This is a genomic window from Janthinobacterium sp. C22 (assembly GCF_057919405.1).
The window spans coordinates 1,948,209-1,974,719 of record NZ_CP193659.1 but is presented as its reverse complement, the minus strand read 5'-3'; the positions used below and the strand labels follow the sequence as shown (position 1 = coordinate 1,974,719).

The 26,511-nt window shown below is 63.7% G+C and carries 20 protein-coding genes, 1 other RNA gene and 5 pseudogenes; 16 read left to right on the top strand and 10 right to left on the bottom strand.

Annotation, left to right across the window (positions count from 1 at the left end):
- Window positions 1-447 precede the first annotated feature (447 nt).
- The 5 genes and pseudogenes from folD to ACRHIG_RS09080 all read left to right on the top strand — a co-directional run bounded on the left by folD (window position 448) and on the right by ACRHIG_RS09080 (window position 5,758).
- On the top strand, window positions 448-1,293 hold the full coding sequence (gene folD, locus ACRHIG_RS09100) for a bifunctional methylenetetrahydrofolate dehydrogenase/methenyltetrahydrofolate cyclohydrolase FolD (protein WP_489629987.1): 846 nt from the start codon (window positions 448-450) through the stop codon (window positions 1,291-1,293).
- Window positions 1,294-1,428: 135 nt separating this feature from the next.
- Window positions 1,429-3,498, top strand: coding sequence for a M3 family metallopeptidase (locus tag ACRHIG_RS09095; RefSeq protein WP_489629986.1), 2,070 nt, complete (start codon window positions 1,429-1,431; stop codon window positions 3,496-3,498).
- Between the two features lie 8 nt (window positions 3,499-3,506).
- On the top strand, window positions 3,507-3,944 hold the full coding sequence (locus tag ACRHIG_RS09090) for a DNA polymerase III subunit chi (protein ID WP_489630777.1): 438 nt from the start codon (window positions 3,507-3,509) through the stop codon (window positions 3,942-3,944).
- Window positions 3,941-4,318 carry a DUF2486 family protein gene (locus ACRHIG_RS09085; RefSeq protein WP_489629985.1) on the top strand — a complete coding sequence of 126 codons (378 nt, stop codon included), beginning with the start codon at window positions 3,941-3,943 and terminating at the stop codon, window positions 4,316-4,318. Before ACRHIG_RS09090 ends, ACRHIG_RS09085 begins: the two co-directional genes overlap by 4 nt.
- Window positions 4,319-4,616: 298 nt before the next feature.
- A pseudogene (locus ACRHIG_RS09080) lies at window positions 4,617-5,758 on the top strand (branched-chain amino acid ABC transporter substrate-binding protein).
- On the opposite strand, the gene ACRHIG_RS09075 reads toward ACRHIG_RS09080, so the two are convergent.
- On the bottom strand, window positions 5,751-6,653 hold the full coding sequence (locus ACRHIG_RS09075; protein WP_489629984.1) for a LysR family transcriptional regulator: 903 nt from the start codon (window positions 6,651-6,653) through the stop codon (window positions 5,751-5,753). The pseudogene ACRHIG_RS09080 and the gene ACRHIG_RS09075 overlap by 8 nt on opposite strands.
- Before the next feature lie 88 nt (window positions 6,654-6,741).
- Between ACRHIG_RS09075 and ACRHIG_RS09070 the strand changes: the two are divergent.
- Window positions 6,742-7,697, top strand: a pseudogene (locus ACRHIG_RS09070) (NAD-dependent epimerase/dehydratase family protein); the annotation flags it as partial.
- A 74-nt stretch (window positions 7,698-7,771) separates the two neighbouring features.
- Here the strand turns inward: ACRHIG_RS09070 and ACRHIG_RS09065 are convergent.
- On the bottom strand, window positions 7,772-8,083 hold the full coding sequence (locus tag ACRHIG_RS09065) for a c-type cytochrome (RefSeq protein ID WP_436478689.1): 312 nt from the start codon (window positions 8,081-8,083) through the stop codon (window positions 7,772-7,774).
- A gap of 220 nt (window positions 8,084-8,303) precedes the next feature.
- The gene (gene ilvD, locus ACRHIG_RS09060) at window positions 8,304-10,175 is read right to left on the bottom strand and encodes a dihydroxy-acid dehydratase (protein WP_489629983.1); all 1,872 of its coding nucleotides are present in this window, start codon (window positions 10,173-10,175) and stop codon (window positions 8,304-8,306) included.
- A gap of 173 nt (window positions 10,176-10,348) precedes the next feature.
- On the opposite strand from ilvD, the pseudogene ACRHIG_RS09055 reads away from it, so the two are divergent.
- From ACRHIG_RS09055 to ACRHIG_RS09040, 4 genes and pseudogenes are all read left to right on the top strand, one after another.
- Window positions 10,349-11,258, top strand: a pseudogene (locus tag ACRHIG_RS09055) (LysR family transcriptional regulator).
- A 79-nt stretch (window positions 11,259-11,337) separates the two neighbouring features.
- Complete coding sequence (gene lgt / locus ACRHIG_RS09050; protein WP_077408057.1) at window positions 11,338-12,168, top strand: prolipoprotein diacylglyceryl transferase; 831 nt, start codon at window positions 11,338-11,340, stop codon at window positions 12,166-12,168.
- Between the two features lie 151 nt (window positions 12,169-12,319).
- Window positions 12,320-12,976, top strand: coding sequence for a hypothetical protein (locus tag ACRHIG_RS09045; protein ID WP_489629982.1), 657 nt, complete (start codon window positions 12,320-12,322; stop codon window positions 12,974-12,976).
- Entirely contained in the window at window positions 12,937-13,812 is an 876-nt protein-coding gene (locus tag ACRHIG_RS09040; RefSeq protein WP_489629981.1) for a GGDEF domain-containing protein, read from the top strand. Before ACRHIG_RS09045 ends, ACRHIG_RS09040 begins: the two co-directional genes overlap by 40 nt.
- On the opposite strand, the gene ACRHIG_RS09035 is transcribed toward ACRHIG_RS09040, so the two are convergent.
- From ACRHIG_RS09035 to ACRHIG_RS09015, 5 genes and pseudogenes are all read right to left on the bottom strand, one after another.
- Window positions 13,809-14,273, bottom strand: coding sequence for an EVE domain-containing protein (locus tag ACRHIG_RS09035; RefSeq protein WP_489629980.1), 465 nt, complete (start codon window positions 14,271-14,273; stop codon window positions 13,809-13,811). The genes ACRHIG_RS09040 and ACRHIG_RS09035 overlap by 4 nt on opposite strands.
- Window positions 14,274-14,351: 78 nt before the next feature.
- A non-coding RNA gene (gene ssrS, locus ACRHIG_RS09030) (6S RNA) lies at window positions 14,352-14,529 on the bottom strand.
- A gap of 205 nt (window positions 14,530-14,734) precedes the next feature.
- Window positions 14,735-15,040: pseudogene (locus tag ACRHIG_RS09025) on the bottom strand (cell division protein ZapA); the annotation flags it as partial.
- On the bottom strand, window positions 15,040-15,303 hold the full coding sequence (locus ACRHIG_RS09020) for a hypothetical protein (protein WP_034747342.1): 264 nt from the start codon (window positions 15,301-15,303) through the stop codon (window positions 15,040-15,042). The pseudogene ACRHIG_RS09025 and the gene ACRHIG_RS09020, both read right to left, overlap by 1 nt.
- Before the next feature lie 156 nt (window positions 15,304-15,459).
- A complete protein-coding gene (locus tag ACRHIG_RS09015; RefSeq protein ID WP_489629979.1) occupies window positions 15,460-16,206 on the bottom strand; it encodes a hypothetical protein in 747 nt (248 codons plus the stop codon).
- Between the two features lie 524 nt (window positions 16,207-16,730).
- On the opposite strand from ACRHIG_RS09015, the gene groES reads away from it, so the two are divergent.
- Together groES and groL are read left to right on the top strand one after the other, a co-directional pair.
- Window positions 16,731-17,021 (top strand): co-chaperone GroES, encoded by a 291-nt coding sequence (groES, locus tag ACRHIG_RS09010; protein ID WP_010400979.1) that lies wholly within the window; start codon window positions 16,731-16,733, stop codon window positions 17,019-17,021.
- Between the two features lie 50 nt (window positions 17,022-17,071).
- A complete protein-coding gene (gene groL / locus ACRHIG_RS09005) occupies window positions 17,072-18,721 on the top strand; it encodes a chaperonin GroEL (protein WP_475414755.1) in 1,650 nt (549 codons plus the stop codon).
- 516 nt (window positions 18,722-19,237) lie between these two features.
- Here groL and ACRHIG_RS09000 read toward each other — a convergent pair.
- Window positions 19,238-20,677, bottom strand: a complete 1,440-nt coding sequence (locus ACRHIG_RS09000; RefSeq protein ID WP_489629978.1) for an MFS transporter — start codon at window positions 20,675-20,677, stop codon at window positions 19,238-19,240.
- A 74-nt stretch (window positions 20,678-20,751) separates the two neighbouring features.
- Between ACRHIG_RS09000 and ACRHIG_RS08995 the strand changes: the two genes are divergently transcribed.
- The gene (locus ACRHIG_RS08995) at window positions 20,752-21,309 is read left to right on the top strand and encodes a GNAT family N-acetyltransferase (protein WP_489629977.1); all 558 of its coding nucleotides are present in this window, start codon (window positions 20,752-20,754) and stop codon (window positions 21,307-21,309) included.
- A gap of 117 nt (window positions 21,310-21,426) precedes the next feature.
- On the top strand, window positions 21,427-22,965 hold the full coding sequence (locus ACRHIG_RS08990; protein WP_475414759.1) for a POT-type proton-dependent oligopeptide transporter: 1,539 nt from the start codon (window positions 21,427-21,429) through the stop codon (window positions 22,963-22,965).
- A gap of 109 nt (window positions 22,966-23,074) precedes the next feature.
- Here the strand turns inward: ACRHIG_RS08990 and ACRHIG_RS08985 are convergent.
- Window positions 23,075-24,704 (bottom strand): annotated as a pseudogene (locus tag ACRHIG_RS08985) (alpha-D-glucose phosphate-specific phosphoglucomutase).
- Between the two features lie 169 nt (window positions 24,705-24,873).
- Here ACRHIG_RS08985 and ACRHIG_RS08980 point away from each other — a divergent pair.
- Together ACRHIG_RS08980 and ACRHIG_RS08975 are read left to right on the top strand one after the other, a co-directional pair.
- A complete protein-coding gene (locus ACRHIG_RS08980; RefSeq protein WP_475414761.1) occupies window positions 24,874-25,359 on the top strand; it encodes a sigma-70 family RNA polymerase sigma factor in 486 nt (161 codons plus the stop codon).
- Window positions 25,360-25,367: 8 nt separating this feature from the next.
- Window positions 25,368-26,456 (top strand): FecR family protein, encoded by a 1,089-nt coding sequence (locus tag ACRHIG_RS08975; protein WP_489629976.1) that lies wholly within the window; start codon window positions 25,368-25,370, stop codon window positions 26,454-26,456.
- Window positions 26,457-26,511 lie beyond the last annotated feature (55 nt).

Below are 26,511 nucleotides of genomic sequence, written 5' to 3'. Positions count from 1 at the left end.
CCCCGATTTTCCGGATCGCTGTCGGACGGTATTTCGCTGATTATTTACTATTAAGTCGGTTTAGTGTGGGGATTCTAACAGCGTATTTAGTATTTTTCAAATTACGATATAGCATTTCATATCATGGAATCGCCCTATGAAATTTATGCTGCACTGCCGCAAATTCTGTCCGGAAATTAGGGTGAGCAGAGTGGCAAAAGGAATGAGCACCCCGGTCGCCCGCACAGGCTCCCCGGGCCAAGCGGGCCTGAAAAATGTCGGGGGCAAGGCGCGGCGACGCAGACAGTACGCCAGTACGGCAAGGAGCTGCAACGCCGCCATCGGCACTTTCTCAGGCCCGCGTCTCTGGCCCGCTGCTGCTACGCCTTTGCATAGCCAAAACCGCCCCTTTGCGCCGCCCGGCTTTATAATCTGTCTTTTCCCTCCTACATCTCTCAGCCCCCTACCATGCCAGCACAACTGATCGACGGAATCGCCCTCTCCCAAAAACTGCGCAGCGAGATCGCCACGCGCGCCGCCGCCCTCACGGCCAAGGGCACCCAGCCCGGCCTGGCCGTGATCCTCGTCGGCGAAGACCCGGCCAGCCAGGTGTACGTCCGCAACAAAGTCAAGGCGTGCGGCGACGTGGGTTTCCACTCGGTGCTGGAAAAATATGAAGCGGACCTGTCCGAAGCGGACTTGCTGGCACGCATCGCCAGCCTGAACGCGGATCCCGCCATCCACGGCATCCTCGTGCAGATGCCCTTGCCCAAGCACATCAACCCGCACAAGGTCATCGAAGCGATCGCCACGACGAAAGACGTGGACGGCTATTCCGTCCTGAGCGCCGGCGAACTGATGACGGGCTTGCCCGGCTTCCGTCCTTGCACGCCGTACGGCTGCATGAAACTGATCGAAAGCACGGGCGCCGACTTGCGCGGCAAGCACGCCGTCGTCATCGGCCGCAGCAACACGGTCGGCAAGCCGATGGCCCTGCTGCTCTTGCAAGCGAACGCTACCGTCACCATCTGCCATAGTGCGACCCCGGACCTGGGCCTGTACACGCGCCAGGCGGACGTGGTCGTGGCCGCCGTCGGCCGCCGCAACACCCTGACGGCCGACATGGTCAAGCCAGGCGCCATCGTCATCGACGTGGGCATGAACCGCGACGATGACGGCAAGCTGTGCGGCGACGTGGATTTTGCCGGAGTGAAAGAAATCGCCTCCCACATCACGCCCGTGCCCGGCGGCGTGGGTCCGATGACGATCACAATGCTGCTGATGAATACGGTAGAGGCCGCCGAGCGCATCTAAGAGGAGCACCTGAGAAAACGTCCATGGCTGCGTTGCAGTGCCTCGCCGTACTATTCGTACTGCATTCGGCACCGCGCCTTGCCCTGAACGTTTTTCAGGCGCTCCATATATTAAGACAGAATGGACGAACCGACGATGAATACCAATCCCCTGCTTGATTTTTCCGGCCTGCCACGCTTCGACGCGATTACGCACGAGCATGTCACGCCTGCCATCGATACCCTCCTGGAACAGGCACGCGCCACGGTGGCGCGGCTGGAAGCGCCCATGGAAGAAGTGAGCTGGGACAACTTCGTCGCGCCCCAGGACCAGATCGCCGAAACCCTGGGCCGCGCCTGGAGCATCGTCAACCATTTAAATAGCGTGGTCGATACGCCGGAACTGCGCGCCGCCTACAATGCCAACCTGCCGAAAGTGACGGAATTCTGGACCGAGCTGGGCCAGAACGAAATTCTCTTCGGCAAATACAAGCAATTGCAGGCCCGCGCCGATTTCGCCAGCCTGTCGCCGGCGCGCCGGCGCATCGTCGAGAATGCCGTGCGCGACTTCCGCCTGGGCGGCGCCGAGTTGCCCGAGGACAAGAAAGAGCGCTTCGGCGCCATCCAGGAAGAACACGCGGCCGTCGCTACGCGTTTTTCCGAAAACGTGCTCGACGCCACCAATGACTACAAGTTGCTGGTCGACAATGAAGCCGATCTCGCCGGCCTGCCCGACGACGTGAAGGCCGCCGCGCGCGCCGCCGCCGAAAAGGCGGGCAAGCAAGGCTATGAATTCTCGCTGCACTTCCCATCCTACTACCCGATCCTGCAATTTGCCGACAAGCGCGCGCTGCGCGAAACCATCTACCGCGCCAACGCCACCAAGGCCTCGGACCAGGGCGACGTCTTCAGCAAGAAAGAGGACTGGGACAATACGCAGAACATCGTCACCTTGTTGCGGCTGCGCAACGAAGAGGCACAACTGCTCGGCTACGCCAATTTCGCCGAAGTGTCGCTCGTCTCCAAGATGGCCACCTCGCCCGCGCAAGTCATCACCTTCCTGGAAGACCTGGCCAAGCGCGCGCGCCCGTTCGCCGAGAAGGACCTGGCCGAACTGAAGCAATTCGCCCGCGAAGAACTGGGCATTGACGAGCTGCAGGCATGGGACGTGCCGTACGCCTCCGAAAAGCTGCAGGAACGCCGCTACGCGTTCTCGGCCCAGGAAGTCAAACAATATTTCCCTGAACACAAGGTGATCGACGGCCTGTTCCGCCAGATCCAGAACCTGTTCGCGGTCGAGATCAAGCCTGATACAGCGCCCGTCTGGCACCCGGACGTGCGCTTTTACCGCATCGAGCGCGACGGCCAGCTGGTCGGCCAGTTCTACCTGGACCTGTATGCGCGCGCGGGCAAGAGCGACGGCGCCTGGATGGACGATGCGCGCGGCCGCCGTGCCGATGCACAGCAAGTGCAAACGCCGATCGCCTACCTGACCTGCAATTTCACGCAGCCGGCCGTGGTCGACGGCAAGGCACAGCCTGCCCTGTTCACCCACGATGAAGTCATCACCCTGTTCCACGAGTTCGGCCACGGCCTGCACCATATGCTCACCGTCGTCGACGAACTGGGCGTGTCGGGCATCGCCGGCGTCGAATGGGATGCCGTGGAACTGCCGTCGCAATTCATGGAAAATTTCTGCTGGGAATGGGAAGTGCTCGAACACATGACGGCGCATGCCGTCACGGGCGAGCCGCTGCCCCGCGCGCTATACGACAAGATGCTGGCGGCCAAGAATTTCCAGTCCGGCCTGCAGACCCTGCGCCAGGTGGAATTTTCCCTGCTCGACATGCATCTGCACTATGACTACGATGCCGGCACGGGCCAGACCGTGCAGCAGCTGATCGACGGCGTGCGCGCCAGGTTCGCGCTGCTCATCCCGCCCCCGTTCAACCGCTTCCAGAATGCCTTCGGGCATATCTTCTCCGGCGGCTACGCGGCTGGCTACTACAGCTACAAATGGGCCGAGGTGCTGTCCGCCGACGCCTATGCGGCGTTTGAAGAAGCCCGAGCGCTGGGACCGGCCGCCACCACGGCGGCGGGCAAGCGCTACCTGCAGGAAATCCTGTCCGTCGGCGGCTCGCGCCCCGCACTGGAATCGTTCACGGCCTTCCGCGGCCGCGAACCGAGCATCGACGCCCTGCTGCGCCACAGCGGCATGGCAGCGTGAAGGGCGACATGACGCGCGTCGACTTTCATACCAACGTGCCGGACAAGCTGGCCTACGCCTGCCGCCTGGCGCGCAAGGCGTATATGGCCGGCAACAAGGTCGTCGTGCTGGCGCAAGATGGCGCCCAGCTCGACGCATTGAACAGCGCCATGTGGACCATTTCCGCCACGGATTTCCTGCCGCACGTGCTGGCCGGCGACCCGCTGGCCGCGCAAACGCCCATCATCCTGACCGATGACGCGGCGGCCGAGCTGCCGCACCACGACATCCTCGTCAACCTGTCGCAGTTGCCGCCCGCCAATTACGCCGATTTCCAGCGCGTGTTCGAGATCGTTTCCATGGATGAACAGGATGCGCAGGCGGGCCGCCAGCGCTTCCTGCACTACCGCCAGCAGGACGTGCAGCCGACGCATTTCGTGGCGGGTAACTCAGTGGACAAACCATGAGCCAGCAACCATTCGACCAGGGCATCCCCCTGCTGACGGAGGTGCTGCTGGGGCCGGAGGCGCCGCAGGTGGTTCCCGTCGTACCTGCTGCGCCTGCTTTCGAGGAAGCGCCGGCGTTGCCGCCAGCGGTGGCGCAGCCCGACTGGGACGCCATCGAACAGCGGCTGACGCAGCGCATCCTGCATCAGGTGCAGGGCAAGATCGACCATCTGCTGGAAGAGCGCATCGCCCACGTCCTGCAGACGGCCCTGCAAAACGCCCTGATCGGCATGCGCGGCGCCCTGCGCGAAGACTTGCAGCAATCGCTGGAGCAGATCGTCGCGCATGCGGTGAGCCATGAACTGGGACATCTGCATCCACCCGCTCAGCCCTGAGCATGCTGCGCAATGTCGGGTTACGCGCTGCGCGCTAACCCGACCTACCCCGACCTGCCCGACCTGCCCGACCTGCCCGACCTACCCTATTCTTTCCTCCAACGCCATTCTTTGGTGCGCTCGCGCCTGCGAAATCGGTGCATCGCGCCTCACTTTGGTGATTGTTGCGACAAAATGTAAAAAGCCCGAAATGCGGCTTTGCGCCGCCTGTTTTTTGTTGTACCTTTCTTCACACGTACCGCCATTCGAAGCGGTTTTCACGAGACGCCGCCGTATCTTTATCCATTGGAGAATGTTTATGCTGCTCAAGACCAAAGTCCTTCCTCTCGCCCTCGCCCTCGCCTTTGCCGGCCATGCGGGCGCGCAGGAAATCATCAAGATCGGCCACGTCGCCCCGGTCTCTGGCGCCAGCTCCCACCTGGGCAAGGATAACGAGAACGCGGCCAAGATGGCGATCGAGGATTTGAATGCAAAAGGCTTCAAGATCGACGGCAAAGCCGTCAAATTCGTGCTGGTGCCCGAAGATGACGCGGCCGATCCCAAGCAGGGCACGGCCGTGGCGCAAAAGCTGGTCGACGCCAAGGTCAACGGCGTCGTCGGCCACCTGAACTCGGGCACGACGATTCCCGCCTCGCGCATCTACTTCAATGCCGGCATCCCGCAGATTTCGCCGGCCGCCACCAACCCGACCTACACCCAGCAGAAATTCAACACGGCCTTCCGCGTGGTGGCCAATGACAACAAGCTGGGGGAACTTTGGGCGCGTATGCCGTGGGCAAGCTGCAGGCGAAGAAAATCGCCGTCATCGATGACCGCACGGCCTACGGCCAGGGCGTGGCGGAACAGTTCGTCAAGGGCGCCAAGAAGGCGGCACCAGGCGTGCAAATCGTCGGCAAGGAATTTACCAATGCCAACGCGACGGACTTCAATGCGATTTTGACCAGCATCAAGTCGAAAAATCCCGACCTGATCTTCTTTGGCGGCATGGATTCCGTGGGCGGCCCCATGCTGCGCCAGATGAAGGCGCTGGGCATCAAGGCCAAGTTCATGGGCGGCGACGGCCTGTGCACGGAACCGCTGGGCAAGCTGGCGGGCGACGCCGTGGGCGAAGACATGGTCACCTGCGCGGAAGCGGGCGGCGTGACGGGCGCGCAGCAAAAAGGCATGGACGATTTCCGCGCCCGCTACAAGCAGAAATACAATATGGAAGTGCAGCTGTACGCGCCATATGTCTACGATGCCGTGATGACCATGGCCACCGCCATGCAGGATGCGAAGTCGTCGAAACCGTCCGTCTACCTGCCCTTCCTGGCCAAGGTGCACTACCAGGGCGTGACGGGGCCGATCTCGTTCGACGCCAACGGCGACATCAAGGATGGCGCGCTGACTTTATTTACATATCGCGATGGCAAGAAAACCAAGATGGAAGTCGTCAAGTAAGCGGCTGCTCAGCCACGTAATCGCGTAAACCTTCGGCCAGCGCGTCGAAGGTGGCGCGGCAGCGCAGGCTGCCGCGCAAGTCTTCATGCATGGTGACCCAGGTTTCCATCGGCAGCGAAAACGCTTGCGGCAACACGCGCCGCAGGGCCGGATCGCGCGCCGCCAGTCCTGCCTGGCACACGCCGATGCCGGCACCCGCGCGTATCAGGGCCAGTTGCGCCAGGTCGCTGTCGCTGCGCCAGGCAAAGTTTTCCCGCGAAAATCCCTGAAAGGCCGCGCCCGCGTTGCGCACGAAGGGGCTCGCCTCGTCGTAGCCGATGACGGCGTGTTGCGCCAGATCAAGCAATCCCGCCGGCATGCCATGGCGCGCCAGGTAATCGGCGTGCGCATGCAGGCCCAGTTCGATCTCGCCCACCTTGCGCGCCACCAGCTGCTCCTGGCGGGGACGCAGCATGCGCACGGCGATGTCCGCCTCGCGGCGCAACAAATCCTGCACCTTGTTGCTTAATACCAATTCAATTGTCAGGCCCGGATGGCGCGCGCGCAGGCGGACCAGGATGGGCGGCAGCACTTCCACGCCCACGACTTCGCTGGCCGCGATGCGCACGATGCCGGCCACGCCCTGCCCCTGGCTGCTGGCCGCGCGCTGCATCAGGGCCGCCGTGTGCTCCATGGTTTCCGCATGGGGACGCAGCGCCAGGGCCACTTCCGTGGGCAGCAAGCCCAGCTGGGAACGCGTGAACAGGGTCGCGCCCAGCGCCTGTTCCAGGGCGGCGATATGCCGGCCGGCGGTGGGCTGCGTGATGCCCAGCGCGCGGGCGGCGCCGGACAGGGAGCCGTGCCTCAGCACGGCCAGCAAGGAGCGGTAGTATTCCCAGGCGATCGGAGTAGTCATACATAAATGTATAACCTATGCTCGATGTTCGTCAATTCCCAATTAGCCTTGCGGGGCAGATACTGGCGTCATCAACCACACGGAGGTCATGATGGACAAAACAGCATTGGTACTGGGCGCGACAGGCGGCATCGGCGGCGAGATGGTGCGCCAGCTGCTGGCGGCGGGCTGGCAGGTACGCGCCCTGAAGCGGGGAGAAACACCATCGCCACGCGGCGACGGTATTGAGTGGCTGCGCGGCGATGCGCTGTCGCGCGCGGACGTGCTGACTGCCGCGCAAGGCTGCGCCGTCATCGTGCACGCCGTCAATCCGCCCGGCTACCGCCACTGGGGCCGGCTGGTGCTGCCCATGCTCGACAACACGATCGCCGCTGCCATCGCCGAAGGCGCCACCATCGTGCTGCCCGGCACCGTCTACAACTTCGGCCCGGACGCCTTTCCCGTGCTGGCGGAAGACGCGCCGCAACGTCCGCTCACGCGCAAGGGCGCCATCCGCGTGGAAATGGAAGCACGGCTGGAGCGGGCCAGTACGCAGGGCGCGCGCGTGCTGATCGTGCGCGCGGGCGACTTCTTCGGCCCCCGTGCCGGCAATAACTGGTTTTCGCAAGGGCTGGTGAAACCGGGCCAGAGCGTACGCAGCGTGCTGTATCCGGGCGCGCCCGGCGTGGGCCACCAGTGGTCCTACCTGCCCGACGTGGCGCGCACGATGCTGCAATTGCTGGCCATGCGCGCCACCTTGCCCCCGTTTGCGCGCTTTCACATGGCCGGCCACTGGGACCACGACGGCCGGCAAATGAGGGGGCGATCGCCCGTGTGGTGGAACAGGCGACAGGAAGCGCGCCCGCCATCCGGCGTTTTCCGTGGTGGCTGGTGACGCTGGCGTCGCCGTTCGTGGCGACCTTGCGCGAAATGCGCGAGATGCGCTATCTGTGGCAAACGCCCTTGTCCATGGACAATGCGCGGCTGCTGGCCATGCTGGGACAGGAGCCGCATACGCCGCTCGACGAGGCCGTGCGGGCGACCTTGACGGGCATGGGGAACCTGCAGAATTTGCAGGCAGCGGGCAAAAAAACGCGCCGGGATTGCCGGCGCGCTAATTGCTGGTACTGCGGCACAGATTATTTCTGTGCCAGTACCCATTTAACCAGGGTGTGGGCTTCCGCATCGCTCACTTGCGGATTGGCTGGCATCGGGATCGCGCCCCAGGTGCCGGAACCGCCCTTCATGACTTTCGCCACGAGCTTGTTTTCCGCGTCTTTCTGACCGGCGTACTTGGCAGCCACGTCCTTGAACGCAGGGCCCACCAGTTTCGTGCTCACCGCGTGGCAAGCCATGCAGTTCTTTGCTTTCGCCAAGTCCGGATTGGCCAACGCTGCTTGCGATGCCAGAGCCGATACGGCCAATACACTCACCAACATAAAACGTTTCATTGTCTTTTCTCCAAAGTTACTTCCTGCGGCATTTTACTGTGTTTCCGCAGATGCACCACGAGCCCAGATCAAGCGTTTCAATGTAGTAACGCAATGTAGACGGGAGGCATGCCTATTCTGCCCCATCCGCGCGCCCATCGCCATGTTGTTTGTAAGGCGATGTAACGACGAACGGCCCCGCATCGTCAAACGGGGCTGGCCGTCGCACTTATGCAACAAATCAGCGTTTCTGCTTCTTCAACTGCGACAGATCGCGCACGGCACCCCGGTCGGCCGACGTCGTCAGCGCGGCATACGCCTGCAGCGCCTGCGACACGTAGCGCTCGCGGTCGACGGGCAGCCAGGCCGCGTCGCCCTTCGCTTCCATGGCGGCGCGGCGCGCGGCCAGTTCGGCATCCGTGATGCGCAGGTTGATGCGGCGCTCGGGGATGTCGATGTCGATGAAGTCGCCCTCTTCCACCAGGCCGATGGCGCCCCCTTCGGCCGCTTCCGGCGAGGCGTGGCCGATCACCAGGCCCGAGGAGCCGCCCGAGAAGCGCCCGTCCGTGAACAGCGCGCACGCCTTGCCCAGGCCCTTCGACTTGATGTACGAGGTCGGGTACAGCATTTCCTGCATGCCGGGGCCGCCTTTCGGGCCTTCGTAGCGGATGATGACGACGTCGCCTTCATGCACGGTATCGGCCAAAATCGCTTCAACGGCGGAATCCTGGCTTTCGAACACGCGCGCCTTGCCCGAGAATTTCAGGATGCTTTCGTCGACGCCCGCCGTCTTGACGATGCAGCCCTTTTCGGCCAGGTTGCCGTACAAGACGGCCAGGCCGCCATCCTGCGAATACGCATGGGCCTTGTCGCGGATGCAGCCCGTGCTGCGATCCGTATCGACGGCGGCGAAGCGCTCCGACTGCGAAAACGCCGTCTGCGTCGGCACGCCGCCCGGCGCGGCGCGGAACAGTTCGTGCACGGCCGGATCGTCGGTGCACATGATGTCGTTCTGCGCGATGGCGTCGGCCAGGGTCGGCGCGTGGATGGTCGGCAGGGTCGTGTTGAGCAGGCCGGCGCGCGCCAGTTCGCCCAGGATGCCCACGATGCCGCCGGCGCGGTGCACGTCCTCGATATGGTATTTGTCCGTCATCGGCGCCACCTTGCACAGGCAAGGCACCTTGCGCGAGATGCGGTCGATGTCGGCCATCGTGAATTCCACTTCCGCCTCGTGCGCGGCGGCCAGCAAATGCAGCACGGTATTCGTCGAGCCGCCCATCGAGACGTCGAGCGCCATGGCGTTTTCAAACGCGGCCTTGGTGGCGATGGAGCGGGGCAGCACCGAATAATCATCCTGCTCGTAGTGGCGCTTGGCCAGTTCCACGATCAGACGGCCCGCGCGCAGGAACAGCTGCTGACGGTCCGAGTGCGTGGCCAGAATCGTGCCGTTGCCGGGCAGGGCCAGGCCCAGCGCCTCGGTCAGACAGTTCATCGAATTGGCCGTAAACATGCCGGAGCAGGAACCGCAGGTCGGACAGGCCGAGCGTTCGATTTCCGCCACGTCGGCGTCGGACACGGTGCTGTCGCCCGCCTTGATCATGGCGTCGACCAGGTCCAGCTTGATGATCTTCTGCGTGCCGTTGACAACCTTGACGACCTTGCCCGCTTCCATCGGCCCGCCGGAAATAAACACGACGGGGATATTGATGCGCATGGCGGCCATCAGCATGCCCGGCGTGATCTTGTCGCAGTTCGAGATGCAGACCATGGCGTCGGCGCAATGGGCATTGACCATGTATTCGACGGAGTCGGCGATCAGGTCGCGCGAGGGCAGCGAATACAGCATGCCGCCGTGGCCCATGGCGATGCCGTCATCGACGGCGATGGTGTTGAATTCCTTGGCCACGCCGCCGGCCGCCTCGATCTCGCGCGCCACCATCTGTCCCAGGTCCTTCAGATGCACGTGGCCGGGCACGAACTGGGTAAACGAGTTGACGACGGCGATGATCGGCTTGTCGAAGTCGCCATCCTTCATGCCGGTGGCGCGCCACAGGGCGCGGGCGCCAGCCATGTTGCGGCCGTGGGTGGTGGTGCGGGAGCGGTATTGCGGCATGATGGGGTCCTTCCAAGGATGATTGATGCCTGACTGCGCGGATTTCCAGCAAAACCCTGCATGCAGTGGGGGTACGTCAGATTGCCTTGCGCGCGCGCCACTGTCAAATATATGATGCACGTGTCTGTGAGTCGCTTTTCATATCACAGCACTTATTCCACATGGAAACGCATATGAATCTTGAACTGCGCCAGCTGCGCTATTTCGTCACCGTCGCCGAGGAATTACACTTTGGCCGCGCCGCCGCGCGCCTGCACATGACGCAGCCGCCCCTGTCGCAAACCATCATGGCGCTGGAAGAATTGCTGGGCGCCCCCTGTTCGTGCGCACGCGCCGCGAAGTGCAGCTGACGCCGGCCGGCAACGCCCTGCTGCCCGAGGCGCGCCGGCTGCTGGCGCAGGCGCTCGATTTGCCCGCGCTGGTGCGGCGCGCCGCGCAGGGCGAGGCGGGACGTCTGAGCCTGGCGTTCGTCTCCTCGGCCGACTACAGCGTGCTGCCGCCCCTGCTGCGCGCCTACCGGACGGCCTATCCGCAGGTGCAGATCCAGTTGCAGGAAGCCACCTCGGACCTGCAGCTGGACGAACTGCTGGCCGGGCGCACGGATGCGGGCCTGTTGATCCCGCCCCTGCCCGAGAAGGCGAAGGGGAGCTCGATTACCTGCCCGTGCTGGCCGAGCCGCTGGTGCTGGCCGCGCCGTCCGGCCTCGCCATCCTGAACACGCCGGGCCCCGTGCGCCTGCGCGACCTGCCGCCCCTGCCCCTGATCATTTTTCCGCGCGCGATCTCGCCCGCCCTGCACGACGCCATCCTCGGCGTCTTCCGCGCGGCCGGCGTGACGCCCATGATCGGCCAGGAAGCGATCCAGATGCAAACCATCGTCAGCCTCGTCTCGGCTGGCATGGGCATCGCGCTTGTGCCACAATCGGTATCGAATCTGATGCGCCCGGGCGTAGAATACAGGCCGCTGCAGGACGCCACGCCGCTGGTGGAAACGGGCCTGGCCTGGCGCCGCGACAATCCGTCCGCCGTGCTGCAGGGTTTCCTGGCGCTGCTGCGCAAGCAGATCCGCGCGGCCGCCGATTAGATTAAGTGGCCGCTAAGGCAAAAAACGGCCAGCGCCCCCATACTACGCAACCTTGGCTTTAAACAAAGAAAGAAAACCCATGCTGATACACCCGATGCCCGACCCGATAGCCATCCAGATCGGCCCGCTCGCCGTGCACTGGTACGGCCTGATGTATGTGCTCGCTTTCGCCCTGTTCATTATCCTGGGCCGCGTGCGCATCAAGCAGCCGCATATCGCCGTGCTGGGCTGGAAGAAGGAAGACCTCGACGACATGCTGTTCTACGGCATGCTGGGCGTGGTGATCGGCGGGCGCCTGGGCGAAGTGCTGTTCTACCGTCCCGAATACTTCCTGCACAATCCGCTCGAGATCTTCATGGTCTGGCATGGCGGCATGTCCTTCCATGGCGGCTTCCTCGGCGTCATCCTGGCCATGTACCTGTGGAGCCGCAAGGCGGGCCGCAACCTGTTCGACGTGCTCGACTTCATCGCGCCGCTGGTGCCGCTCGGCTATGCGGCCGGCCGCCTGGGCAATTTCATCAATGCCGAACTGCCGGGCCGCATCGCCCCGGACACCCTGCCGTGGGCCATGCAATGGCCGGGCATCCCGTATCCCGTGCACCCGTCGCCCATCTACCAGATGCTGGTCGACGGCATTTTGGTGTTCATCATCCTGTGGCTGTATGCGCGCAAGCAGCGTCCGCGCATGGCCGTGGGCGCCATGTTCACCCTGCTGTACGGCTGCGCGCGCTTCTTCACGGAATACTTCCGCACGCCGGACTGGGAAGTCGTGTGGCTGGGCGTGCCGATCACCTCGGGCCAGATGCTGTCCCTGCCGATGATCGTCGGCGCCATCGCGCTGCTCGTGTGGGCATATAAAAGCCAGGTGATGGGCACGCCGCCCACCAAGGCCCGCCCGGCCAACACGTAACACTGCAGCTCCCCCGATGGCGCGCCAGGCAGGCGCGCCATCCCCTCCTCCGGCAACACTTCCCTCGAAGCAACAAAATTTCCTTGTGGAATAGACTTGCTGTTGGCATCTGGGTATCATGTTTTCACGTGCAACAGGGGAGTGCCTTGCCATGCCGCCTGCCGGGCGAAAACTGACATGCTCGATGGCGCTGGGCGCCTGCTATGTGCTGGCACAGCTGGCCTTGACGGCCTGGGCAGGCACGCGCGCGCCCTGGGTGAGCTATGCGTTCAGCATTGTCGCGCCCCTGCTGGCGCTGGCCGCCTGTTGCCGCTGCGCCTGCGTCAGTGCGGCGGGCGCAGCCAGGACAGGCTGGGCCCTGTTCGCCGTAGCCATGCTGTTCTGGAGCACGGGCATGATATTGTCGGCCTGGCAAGACCTGAGCGGCCAGGTGGCATCCGACGCCACGTATTTTTCCGATTTTGCCTATTTCATGTATGGCGCGCCCCTGCTGCTGGCCATGTCGTCCGTGACGCACGAGCATCCCTCGCGCACCCTGCAATGGCTGGACGCCGTGCAGGTGCTGCTGGCGGCCTACCTGGCCTATACGGCCATCTTTTCCGTGTCGCCATTCGACCAGCGCTCCATCGCGCCGATTCCCGCCAGCCTGCTGGTGCTGACCTACAACGTGGAAAACCTGGCCCTGGCCTGCTGCGCCTCGCTGCGTTTGCTGGCGCACCGCCGCGATGGCGAGCAGGGCCGCTTTTACCTGCTGCTGACGGTGTTTTTATGGTGCTACGGGGCTGCGCGGCGGCCTATAACTATCTGACCTTGCACGGCGTGACGACAGCATGGAGCGAGGTGCTGCCGGGCCTGCCGTTCCTGCTGCTGGCGATGCTGGCCGCGCGAGTCCGGATGACCGGAGCCGAAGCGCCGCCAGGCCAGCCTCTGCGGCGGCTGACCCTGCTGATCGACAATTTCAGTCCCATCTTCTTTACGGCCGCCCTGCTGGGCCTGGGCTTTGCCGTCATGCGCACGCATTTCTACCTGGCGGCGGCGTCGCTGTTCGTCGCGCTGCTGGTCCACGCGCTGCGCTCGGCCACCTTGCAAAGCCGCTACATGCAAAGCGAACTGGCCTTGCGCGCGGCGCTGGACAAGCTGGAAAAGCTGTCGCTGACGGATGGCTTGACGGGCATCGCCAACCGGCGCAGCTTCGACCAGACCTTGCAGCTCGAGTGGCAGCGCGCCGCGCGCAACGGGCAGCCGCTGGCGCTGCTGATCATCGATATCGATTTCTTCAAAAGCCTCAACGATACCTTCGGCCACCCGTATGGCGACGCCTGCCTGGTCAGCATCGCGGCGGCCCTGCATTCCGCGCTGCCGCGCGCCAGCGACCTGGCGGCCCGCTTCGGCGGCGAGGAATTTGCCGCCATCCTGCCCGCCACCGACCGCGCGGGGGCGCTGGCGGTGGCGCACAAGATGCAGGCAGCGATCGCCGCGGCCGCCATCGCCCAGGCGCCGTCGCGCGGCGGCCTGGTGACGGCCAGCATCGGCCTGGCGCTGCATGACGGAAATCAAACGCCGGAGCAGCTGCTGGCCGCCGCCGACCAGGCCCTGTACCGCGCCAAGCAGAATGGCCGCGACCGGGTCGAGGAGCGGGCCTAGGCCTTCAGCTTGCCGGTAATGACCTTCCATTGCGCCGGCGTCACGGGCGTGATCGACAGCCGGCTGCCCTTCTTGAGCAGCAGCATGTCTTCCAGCTCCGGCATCTGGCGCATTTCGGACAGGGGCAGCAGCGCCGTCTTCTTCACGCCGCGCACGTCGACGCTGATCCAGCGCGGCTGCTCCGGCGTGGCCTTGGCATCGAAATACTTGCCGCCCTCTTCAAACTGACTGTGATCGGGATACGCGCCGCTGGCCACTTCGGCCACGCCCGCCACGCCCGGCTGCGGGCAGCTGGAGTGATAAAACAGCACGCCGTCGCCCGGCCGCATGCCGTCGCGCATGAAGTTGCGCGCCTGGTAGTTGCGCACGCCAAACCACGGCATGGTGTGTCCGGGCGCCGCCATCAGGTCGTCGATGCTCACTTCATCGGGTTCGGATTTCATCAGCCAGAATTGTTTCATGCAGACTCCGTGTGAAAACGACAGACGTAAAAAAACGGTTGCGCAGGATGCGGCAACCGTTTTCGGTGGTGATGCAAATTGGGCCCCGCCTGTGCCGCTATGCCGGCATCCCGAACCAAACGGTTCAAGGTGGTCACGTTAGTTCAATTTCGGGTTCGTCGAACGAGCGACGCTCACTCCCATCAAACAAAATTCGCAACCGATGCGCATAAATGGTTCAAGGAATATATGGCAATCGCGAACACCGCAGGGTAGACCCAAGTTTACTCCTTTGATCGCGCATCGCAAAGACAAATCGTAGCGTGTCCGCTTAAAATCCAATTAATAACACTGAACAAAACCGTAGCGAGCGGCGATGAATTGTGGCCAAGAAGCGCAGCTGTGCTTGCACGGGGCCGCCGAGGCAGCGAACATCGCAGGCCGCAAGTCGCGACGCGCGGTAGGTTTGGTTCGGTGTTTAAAAGGTTTTCCTGGGGCGTCAGTGCGCTGTCCAGTACCGTGTGCATGGCCGAGATCTTTTGCTTCACTTCCAGGATCGTCAGTTCCGACAGCGGACCTTGCGGCGATTTCACGGAAAGGAATTCCGCGGCCACGCCCAGGGCGGCCAGCACGGCGATGCGGTCGTTGCCCTTGACCTTGCCCGCGTCGCGGATGGCTTTCATTTTGCTATCGAGATAGATCGCCGCTTCGCGCAGCGCGCGCTCTTCGCCGTCGCGGCACACCATGCTGTAGGACTGGCCCATGATATTGACATCGACACGCGGCATTACGCTTCCTTCTCGTTCTCGGCAATATAGGCGCCCGCCTCCGAAGCGGCCTGCTCCAGGCCGGCTTGCACCAGTTCGGGAATTTTTTCCAGCAACGCCTCGACCCGCTCCTGCGCCTCGCGCATGCGTTGCACATACAGGGCGTTCTCGGCGGCCAGCGCGGCATTGTCCTTGCGCAATTGCGCGTTTTCACGGCGCAGCGCATGGGTCATTTCGGCCAGCAGGCCTATTTTGTCGGATAATTCGTTGAATTCGGAAATCATCCCGCCACTATAGGGCGGACGCTCCATGGGCGTCAATCGAATCACGCCGCTGTCACACATATTTACATCAATGCAGGTCAGTTGCCGTGAAATACACGCTTTTTCCGGTGCTTTTCGCCATCTGCACGCATCCGCCGGCGCCGCGATGGCAGCGTTTTACTCGTCGACGTAATCGGGTTCGATATCGAGACCGCCATAGCGGTTTTCGCACGAGCGGCGCGTCAATTCCTGCTTGCCGCTCTTGCCATCAAGCACCATCGTCAAGTCGCGGCAAGTACGGTGGTAGCTGCCAGGTTTGGCGTCCGTCCGCGAGGGCGTCAAAGTAACGCGCAAGGGCACGGCATTGCCCAGTCCCTTGTTACTCCATTCACGGCTCTTGCCATCCTCTTCATCTTTCAAGGTGCGCACGGCGGCCGTCAGCAAGGCTTGTTTTTCCTTGGCATTCAGCTTGGCGATGGTCACGTCGGACAGGAAGGGCGGATACACGACGGGCGCCGGGTCCTTGCCCTGCACATCCCAACGGCCGCTGTTCTGCGAACAGATGCGGCGGCTCAGGTCTTGCGACTTGTCGCCCGCCGTGACGACGAATTTCAGGTCGCGGCAGATGTGCGCCTTCAGGCTGTGTTCCGTCATGCCGGAGTTGCTGAAGTTATACGTGACCTTCACCCGCACACCGCTGTCGCCGCCGTTGTCCCACACATGGGCTTGCTGGTCGTCGTCGTCCTTGTTGAGGTCGTTGAACAGCTCGTTGAGCAGCATTTCCTTTTCCAGCGGCGTCAAGGTGGCCACGGTGATCTCGTCGAGCATGGTGGGTGTTTGCGCGGCGGCATTGCCCAGGCAGGCGAGGCCGACGAGGGCGGCACCGAGCAGGCGCAGGGCGGGACGGGAAAGAGTCGATGGCATGGTGTGCTTTCTGGTACAGGGGGAATATTGATATGCAATTGCAATCATCTTATCAAAGTCCATAGCAAAACTCTGTTTCCCGTGCGTACAGGAACGCCCTTCGCCTGACGGGCATGCTAGAGTCGCGCCTGTTGCTGACGCCCGGGAACGAGGCTTGCGTTTGCGCAAACCCTGCGTAGATGCAGGCTGCGCAGAACGTCTAAGCTTATCTTCCCGGAGAATAAGCCCTTGAATAAGCCCCCTACCGTCCCTATAATTAGCACTCGTTAGTAGAGAGTGCTAACAAACTCTTTCGTAGCAATCCTCAGGACATGATGGTGCATGCCGGGCAACAGCAGGGAACGCTACGCGGCGGGCGACGCCGCGATGCCACCCTGCCCAGCGCCGGCATGCACCCGATGCCATGGGGTTTGCTTGACCGTTGCGGGCTGCTTTCAACGGCGGTCACTGAAAGCACGCCTGGCGCTGTGCCAGGCATGTATTCATTTAGCAACACCTATCCATTGAACTTTAAGGAGTTTTGTATGAATCTGCGCCCATTGAACGATCGCGTCATCGTCAAACGCCTCGACCAGGAAACCAAGACTGCGTCCGGCCTCATCATTCCTGATGCAGCTGCTGAAAAACCGGATCAAGGCGAAGTCCTTGCCGTAGGCAATGGCAAGATTCTCGACGACGGCAAAGTCCGTCCTCTGGATGTCAAGGTAGGCGACCGCGTCCTGTTCGGCAAGTACGCCGGCCAAACCGTCAAAGTTGACGGCGATGAGCTGCTGGTCATGCGCGAAGAAGACATCATGGCGATCGTCGTCAAGTAATTGTTTCCACGTTGTAGACAGATACATCCCGAAACTCAGGAGAATTGAACATGGCAGCTAAAGAAGTAGTATTCGGCGACGCAGCGCGCGCCAAGATGGTCGAAGGCGTCAACATCCTCGCCAACGCAGTCAAAGTCACCTTGGGCCCGAAAGGCCGCAACGTCGTGCTGGAGCGCTCGTTCGGCGCCCCTACCGTCACCAAGGATGGTGTGTCGGTAGCGAAGGAAGTTGAACTCAAAGACAAGCTCATGAACATGGGCGCGCAAATGGTCAAGGAAGTGGCTTCCCGCACCAGCGACAACGCCGGCGACGGCACCACCACCGCGACCGTGCTGGCCCAAGCCATCGTGCGCGAAGGCATGAAGTTCGTTGCCGCCGGCATGAACCCGATGGACCTGAAGCGCGGTATCGACAAGGCCGTTGCCGCGACCGTCGAAGAACTGGCGAAAATCGCCCGTCCTTGCACCACGACCAAGGAAATCGCCCAAGTCGGTTCGATCTCGGCCAACTCGGATGCATCGATCGGCGAGCGTATCGCTGAAGCGATGGAAAAAGTCGGCAAAGAAGGCGTGATCACGGTTGAAGACGGCAAGTCGCTGAACGACGAGCTGGACATCGTTGAAGGCATGCAGTTCGACCGCGGCTACCTGTCGCCATACTTCATCAACAACCCAGAGAAGCAAGTTGCCGTCCTGGACAGCCCATTCGTCCTGCTGTGCGACAAGAAAATCTCGAACATCCGTGACCTGCTGCCGGTACTGGAACAAGTCGCCAAGGCTGGCCGTCCACTGCTGATCATCGCGGAAGACATCGAAGGCGAAGCGCTGGCCACCCTGGTGGTGAACAACATCCGCGGCATCCTGAAAACCTGCGCAGTGAAAGCACCTGGCTTCGGCGACCGCCGCAAAGCCATGCTGGAAGACATCGCTGTCCTGACGGGCGGCCAGGTGATCGCTGAAGAAGTCGGCCTGACCCTGGAAAAAGTGACCCTGGCCGAACTGGGCCAGGCGAAACGCATCGAAGTGGGCAAGGAAAACACCATCGTCATCGATGGCGCCGGCGAAGCCGCATCGATCGAAGCACGCGTGAAACAAGTGCGTGTACAGATCGAAGAAGCGAGCTCGGACTACGACCGTGAAAAACTGCAAGAGCGCGTCGCCAAACTGGCTGGCGGCGTTGCCGTGATCAAGGTTGGCGCAGCCACCGAAGTCGAAATGAAAGAGAAGAAAGCCCGCGTTGAAGATGCACTGCACGCCACGCGCGCTGCCGTGGAAGAAGGCATCGTGCCAGGCGGCGGCGTAGCCCTGCTGCGCGCACGCGCCAACATCACGGTCAAGGGCGACAATGCTGACCAGGACGCCGGTATCAAGATCGTCCTGCGCGCAATGGAAGAGCCGCTGCGCATGATCGTGCAAAACGCCGGCGAAGAAGCTTCGGTCGTCGTGGCAGCCGTACTGGCTGGCACGGGCAACTACGGCTACAACGCTGCCAACGGCACGTATGGCGACATGGTGGAAATGGGCGTTCTGGACCCAGCCAAAGTGACCCGTTCGGCGCTGCAAAACGCCGCTTCGATCGCTTCGCTGATGCTGACGACCGACTGCATGGTCTGCGAAATCGCTGACGACAAGGCAGCCGGCGGCATGGGCGGCGGCATGGGTGGTATGGGCGGCATGGGCGGCATGGACGGCATGATGTAATGTCCGGCGGCCTGTCGCGCAGGCGACGGCGCGACAGACCGCATACGCCGGGACAGGACAGGCAGACCAAAAGCTGCCAGCGCCTGCCCGGCAGCCCCGAGAGCCATCTTCTACGGAAGGTGGCTTTTTTCGCCTGGCTTTTTAGAAATTTCAACGATTGCCCACCTGCACGTTTTGCTTTAGCATGGCCGCCATCGTCCCTCATTCTCACGCCACCATCATGCCGCCACGCGCCTCTTCTTCCAAAACCACCATCATCGCCGGCATCCTGGCCGGCTTGCTGGCCGCCGGGCTCGGCGCTTTCTACCTGCACCAGCAGGCCGCACCGCACGGCACCAATACCCCGGCCGCCAGCAGCCCGGCGCCGGAGCAGAGCGCGCGCGCCGTCGATGCGCTGATGGCATTGCCGGAGATCAAGGCCTGGTCGGCGCATATCGAAAAGGCGTCCGGCGGCCGCGCCCACGGCGCCGTGATGGAAACGTCGCCCGATGCGCGCCTCATCGATGGCAAGCCCTACTATGACCTGAACTTCGTGGAAAACACGCCGGACGCGGCGCACCGCTGGGAGAGTTTCGTCGTTTCCCAGGATGGCAAGCGCATCCTCGTCGACGACGTCGTCAGCGGTGAGCTGATCAGCCTGGAACAATGGCGCAAGGACAATGCGCCCATGCAGCGCATCGCCACCCAATAACTACCTGCGCGGGGCCCCTGCGGCGCCGCGCCGCGCACGCGCGCCACCCACCACACCGTCCACAGCGACAAGCCCGCCGCCAGCCAGCCATTGATGCCATAGCCGCTGATGTGGCCGGCCGCATCCGCCTGCAGTGTCAGGCCGCCCAGCCAGGCGCCCAGGCCGCTGCCAAAACTTTGCAGGGCTGAATTGGCGCTGAGAAACGCGCCCCGCTTGTGCGGTTCCGGTATCGTCGTCAGCAGCGCCTGCAGCGGTACCATGCGGCCCGAGACGAGGGCCATAAAGAAGGGAAACGCCAGCATCAGCGCCAGCAGCGGCAGCTGGGGCAAGTGCGTCATGAACAGCAGCGGCGCGATCGACAGCAAGGACACCCAGCGGAACACCTGCTGCTTGCCGGCCCGGTCCGCCCAGCGGCCGATCAGGCGCGCCGTGAAGGTCGTGGCGCAGCCGCCCGCCAGGTAGACCCAGGTGACGTCGGCCGGCGCCAGCCCCATATTGCCCACCAGCACGGGCGAAATGAAGGGAATGACCAGCATGCCGGCCGTCATATTGACAATGGACAAGGAAAACGCTTGCAGGTGGCGCCGGTCCCGGAACAGCGCCAGCAGGTTCGGCAGCACCTGGCGCAGCGGCGTGGGAGCGGCGCCCATGTGCGCCGTCAGCGATGGCAGCACGCGCGCCGCGCCCAGCCAGACCAGCAGCGACAGCGCGACCAGCAGGAAAAACGGCGAAGCCCAGCCAAAGTGCGCGGCCAGCACCACGCCGATGGGCACGCCGCCCACGGCCGCCATGGCAAACGAAGTCATGACGACGCCCGTGGCCGCGCCGCGCCGCTCGGCGGGAATCACGTCGCCGATGATGGCCATGACGATGGCGCCCAGCACGCCGCCCGTCAGCCCGGCAAAGGCGCGCGACCACAGCAGCACATGGAAGTTCGGCGCCAGCGCGCAAGCGAGGTTCGACACGGTGAACAGGCAAAACATGGTCAACAGCAGCTTCTTGCGGTCGAAGCGGTCGATATACGTGGCCGCCAGCAAGCCGGACAGTCCCGCGCACCAGGCGTAGGCCGAGACGGCGCCCGAGACGGCAGCCGGGCCGATGTGGAAGGCCTGCATCAGCTGGGGCGCCAGCGGCATCATCACCATGAAATCCATGATGACGGTAAATTGCGTCAGCGCAAGTAGCCACAGCATCGCGCGCTCGCGCGCCGGCGTCAGAACCGCGCCAGCGGACATATCAGGGGAAGGGCTCGGTACAGGTTTCATGCGGCAGATCTTAAGGATGGCGGCGGTGGACGGCAAGGTTTACTTTCTGGTATCAAAGCCCGATACTCGCCCACATGCCCGCCATCACCATCCGCCCCCTCGCGCCAGACGACGCGCCCGCCTACCGCGCGCTGCGTCTGGCCGGCATCGCCGAACTGCCCGCCGCCTTCTGCACCACGTACGCGGCGGAAAGCGGCTTGCCGCTGGCACGGATAGCCGAGCGCTTGCACGCCACTCCATACCAAATAATATTTGGCGCTTTCGACAAGGAACAATTGATCGCCATGGCCGGCCTGCGCCGCGAACCGATCGCCGTCGTGCATGACAAGGCCAGCCTGTGGGGCGTGTATGTGGCGCCGCAGGCGCGCGGGCGCGGCGCGGGACGGCAGCTGGTGCAGGCCGCCATCGACCATGCCTGCGCCATTCCCGAACTGGGCCGCGTGCGCCTGGCCGTGGCGCAGGACAACCACGCGGCGTTGACCCTGTACCTGGGCTGCGGCTTTACCCTGGCGGACAGTCCCGCACCGGATGGCATGCTGCAAATGCAGCTGCTGCTGCCCCGCCCGGCCCGCGCAAGTGCCGAAAGTAATGTCTTTATGAAAATCAATACCTTACAAATCCCTGCGAAATAGCGGGCAGGCCGTTTTTTCTGTTGCAAGCAAACGCGGCAGGCCTTAGCATCGCGGCTTACAAAAAAACTTGGGGGAGAGCCAATGTCATCGGCCGAGACACAAACCGCCACGGGCAAAATGCCGCGGCAAATACCGTACATCATCGCCAACGAAGGCTGCGAACGCTTCAGCTTTTACGGCATGCGCAACATCCTGACGCCATTCCTCATCAGCACCCTGCTGCTGATGATCCCGATCGACCAGCGCACGGGCGAAGCCAAGCACGTGTTCCATACCTTCGTCATCGGCGTGTATTTCTTCCCGCTGCTGGGCGGCTGGCTGGCCGACCGCTTCTTCGGCAAGTACAACACCATCTTCTGGCTCAGCCTCGTGTATTGCGCCGGCCATGCCTGCCTGGCCCTGTTTGAAAACAGCGTCAACGGCTTCTATTTCGGCCTGTTCCTGATCGCCTTCGGTTCCGGCGGCATCAAGCCCCTGGTCGCCTCGTTCGTCGGCGACCAGTTCGACCAGACCAACAAGCACAAGGCCAAGCTGGTCTTCGACCTGTTCTACTGGATCATCAACTTCGGTTCCTTCTTCGCCTCGCTGCTGATGCCGCTGTTCCTGAAGAAGTATGGTCCGTCGATCGCCTTCGGCATCCCCGGCCTGATGATGCTGGCCGCCACCATCGTCTTCTGGATGGGCGCCAAGAAATACGTGCACGTGCCGCCGGCGCCGCCGAATCCCGATTCATTCACCCGCGTGGCCCGCACGGCCCTGCTGGCCCGTGTCGACGGCGGATCGCGTCCCGGCCTGTACGTGGCCTACGTCGGCGTGATCGGCGCCCTGTATGCGTTCTACAGCATTCCCGAATGGGGCTTCGTGATTTCCGCGTGTACCGCGCTGGTCCTGCTGCTGGCCTTCGGCAGCATCGGCACGGCCATGCAGCTGGAACGCGCGCGCGGCATCCACCCTGACGAAGCCGTCGAAGGCGTGCGCGCCGTGCTGCGCATCCTCGTCATCTTCGCCCTCGTCACGCCGTTCTTCTCGCTGTTCGACCAGAAGGCCTCGACGTGGATCGTGCAGGCAAACACCATGGAAAAACCGAGCTGGTTCCTGCCGGCGCAGATGCAGGCGCTGAACCCGATGCTGGTGATGCTGCTGATCCCGTTCAACAACCTGGTGCTGTACCCGATGCTCAACCGCTTCGGCCTGGAAGCGACGGCCCTGCGCCGCATGACGGCCGGTATCGGCTTTTCCTCGCTGGCGTGGATCGTCATCGGCTTGCTGCAGCTGGCGCTCGACAGCGGCAACGCCGTCTCCATCATGTGGCAGATCCTGCCGTACGCCCTGCTGACGTTCGGCGAAGTGCTGGTCTCGGCCACGGGCCTGGAGTTTGCCTACAGCCAGGCGCCCGTGTCGATGAAGGGCGCCATCATGAGCTTCTGGAACCTGTCGACCACGGTGGGCAACCTGTGGGTGCTGATCGTCAACCGCAGCGTCATGAACGAAGGCGTGATCGGCAAGATCGCCGAAAGCGGCATCAGCGTGACGGCTTTCCAGATGTTCTTCTTCGCCGCCTTTGCCGCCGTCGCCATGCTGGCCTTCGGCCTGTATGCGAAGCGCTACAAGATGGTCGACAACTACCGCCAGGCGGCCATCCCGGGCAAGGCGTAATCATACAAGTAGGTCGGATTAGCCCAAAGGGCGTAATCCGACAACGCTGCTGACAATGTCGTCGGATTACGCGTGGCGATGCCACGCTAATCCGACCTATGCACCTTTTTTATGTCGTCACCGTGGGCGCGTCGCGCCCCGTGCGTGCGCGTATCTGCGCCACTTGCTCCGCCACGGCGATCAGCCCCGCCAGCGCCTCCTGGGTCGGGATGGCGTGCTGCGCGGGGTCGGCTTCGTAGCGCTCCAGGTACAGGCGCAGGGTGGCGCCCTCGGTACCCGTGCCGGACAGGCGCAGCACGATGCGCGCGCCGTCCGTCATGACGATGCGGATGCCCTGCTGTGTCGCCACGGAGCCGTCGACGGGGTCCGTGTAGCTGAAATCGTCGGCCAGCGCCACCGTGCAGCCACCCAGCACCTGGCCCGGCAAGGTGGCCAGCCGGCCGCGCACGGCTTCCATCAGCTGCTGCGCGCCGGCGCTGTCGATGTCTTCGTAGTCGTGGCGCGAATAGTAATTGCGGCCATACGTGGCCCAGTGCGCGCGCACGATGTCTTCCACCGATTGCTTTTTCCGCCAGCAGGTTGAGCCAGAACAGCACGGCCCACAGGCCATCTTTTTCGCGCACGTGGTTCGAGCCCGTGCCGTAGCTTTCCTCGCCGCACAGGGTGGCCATGCCGGCGTCGAGCAGGGTGCCGAAGAATTTCCAGCCCGTCGGCGCCTCGTGGCAGGGAATGCCCAGCGCGCTGGCGACCCGGTCGGCCGCGCCCGAGGTGGGCATGGAGCGGGCGATGCCCTTCAAGCCCCCACGGTAGCCGGGCGCCACGGCGGCGTTGGCGGCCAGGATGGCCAGGCTGTCCGAGGGCGTGACGTCGAAGCGCCGGCCGACGATCATGTTGCGGTCGCCGTCGCCGTCCGAGGCGGCGCCGAAGTCGGGAGCATCGTCGCCGGCCATGCGCGCGATCAATTCCCGCGCGTTGACGGGATTCGGGTCCGGGTGGCCGCCGCCGAAGTCTTCCAGCGGCACGCCGTTGATGACGCTGCCCTTGGCCGCGCCCAGCATGCCTTCCAGGATGGCCGTCGCATACGGGCCGGAGACGGCGTGCATGCCGTCAAAGCAGATGCGCAGGCCGCCCGCGAACAGGGCGCGGATGGCGTCGAAGTCGAACAGCTGCTGCATCAGTTCCGCGTAGTCGAGCACCGGATCGATCACTTCGACCGTCATCTGCTCGATGCGCACGGTGCCCAAGGCGTCGAGGTCGATGTCGGCCGCGTCGCTGATGCGGTATGCGGCGATGGCTTGCGTGCAGGCGTAGATGGCTTCCGTGACCTTTTCGGGCGCCGGGCCGCCATTGGCGATGTTGTACTTGATGCCGAAATCGCCATCGGGACCGCCCGGATTATGGCTGGCCGACAGGATGATGCCGCCGCTGGCGCCATGCTTGCGGATCACGCAGCTGACGGCCGGCGTCGACAAAATGCCGCCCTGCCCCAGCAGCACGCGCGCGTAGCCGTGCGCGGCCGCCATGCGCAGCACCGTCTGGATGGCTGCCCGGTTGTAGTAACGCCCGTCGCCGCCCAGCACCAGGGTCTGGCCGCGGCAGTCGCCCACGCTATCGAACACGCTCTGCACGAAGTTTTCCAGGTATTGCGGGGCGCTGAAGGTCGCCACCTTCTTGCGCAAGCCCGAAGTGCCGGGCCGCTGGCCAGCTATCGGCGCCGTATTGATGATTTGAATAGCCATGTTGTCTCCCTATTAACTTCGCATGTTAACCGATGCAGGGCGCGGGGCAAAGCGTTGTACACCTGCCACGGTGCGCCAAGCCGCTTAGCGCGACATCCCGGCATGCCATATAATGAGAATCATTCTCATATGCGGCATTCCTTGGCTGCGGACTCATACATCGGACGCCGTGGTCGCACGCTATTACCAAGAACTGTTGAACTTTTGCTGGCGCAGCTTGCGCAACCGCGAAGCTGCCGCCGACATGGTGCAGGAAAGCTATGCGCGCGTGCTGGGCGAAACAGCCGTGCGCGAACCGCGCGCGCTGCTGTACCACACGGCGCGCAATCTGCTGATCGACAATCACCGCCGCGCCGCCTTGCGCCAGCACGAGGAGCTCGACGCCTTGCCCGAGGCCGCGCATCCGGCCGCGCCGCGCCATTTGCAGCCGGAACAGGCGTTGCAGGGCAGCCAGGACTGGCAAGCCTGCGTGGCCGCCATCGACGCGCTGCCGCCCCGCTGCCGCGACGCCTTCGTGCTGCACGTCTTCGAGGAATTGCCGCACGCGCAGATCGCCGCGCGCATGGGCATTTCCGTGAGCATGGTGGAAAAACATATCGCACGCGGCATGCTCAGTTGCCAGGCGCAGTTGCATTCTTTGCGGGAAGCCACATAATGGCGCCCATGACCGCCCTCCCGCCCCGCCACGCGTTCGGCCCCTCTGCCCAGGAGCAGGCGGACTTGCGCGAGTACGCCGACTTTGCCGCCACGCAAGATGGCGTGGCGCTGGCGGCCGCTACCTGGTTCAGCCGGCGCGGCAAGCTGGATGCACAGCAACAGGCCGAGTTTGCCGCCTGGCTGGCGGCCGACGCGCTGCACGCGCACGCGTATGCGCAACTGCAACACACGCACCGCGCAGCGCGCAAGATTCCTGCGCAGCTCGCCGCGCGCTGGGCACTGCCCCAGGCTGCGCCATCCTCCCGCTCCCGCCGCCACTGGCTGCGCGCCCTGCCGTATGCGGCCGCCGCCATGCTGCTGCTGAGCGTGGGCGCGGGCGGCTACCAGTGGTGGCAGCAGCAAGCCGTTTTCAGCCAGTCGTATGCCACCATGCGCGGCCAGCGCATGGCCGTCGCGCTGCCCGACGGCAGCAACATGCAGCTCGATACGGCCACGCGGCTGCACGTCACCCTGTACCGCCAGCGCCGCGAAGTGCGCCTGGCGCAGGGCGAAGCGCTGTTCCAGGTGCAATCGAAGCAGGGCCAGCCTTTCGACGTGGTGAGCGGCCCCTTGAAAGTGACGGTGGTGGGCACGCAGTTTTCCGTGCGCAATACCCTCGAGCACGACGGCAAGCTGCGCGTGGCCGTACAGCATGGTCACGTGCGCGTGGCGGGCGCAGGACAAGCCCTGGCCGACCTGCGGGCCGGCCAGGGCGTCAGCGCCGACGCCGGCGGCCGCCTGTCCGCCGTCGCCAGCCTGGCCCCCGGCAGCGTGGCGCCGTGGCGCGACGGCAGGATCACTTTCGACAACGTGCCGCTGGGCGCGGCACTGGCCGAATTCGAGCGCTATGGCGACACGGGCTTCGTCGTGCGCGATCCCGCCGTGGCCAGGCTGCGCATCGGCGGCAGCTTCAGCCTGACCCAGTTCGACCGCTTCGCCGCCGCCCTGCCGCAGCTGCTGCCCGTACACGTCGTACGCGATGGTGCCGTCAGCGAGATCCGCATGGCGGCAAAAATGCCGGCGCAAGCCCCTGCGATGCGGCAGCCTGAAAAATAAATGCAAATAGTTCGCATTCGCAGGTGAGGGTTTTGCCCGCTGCCGCGTCTACCAA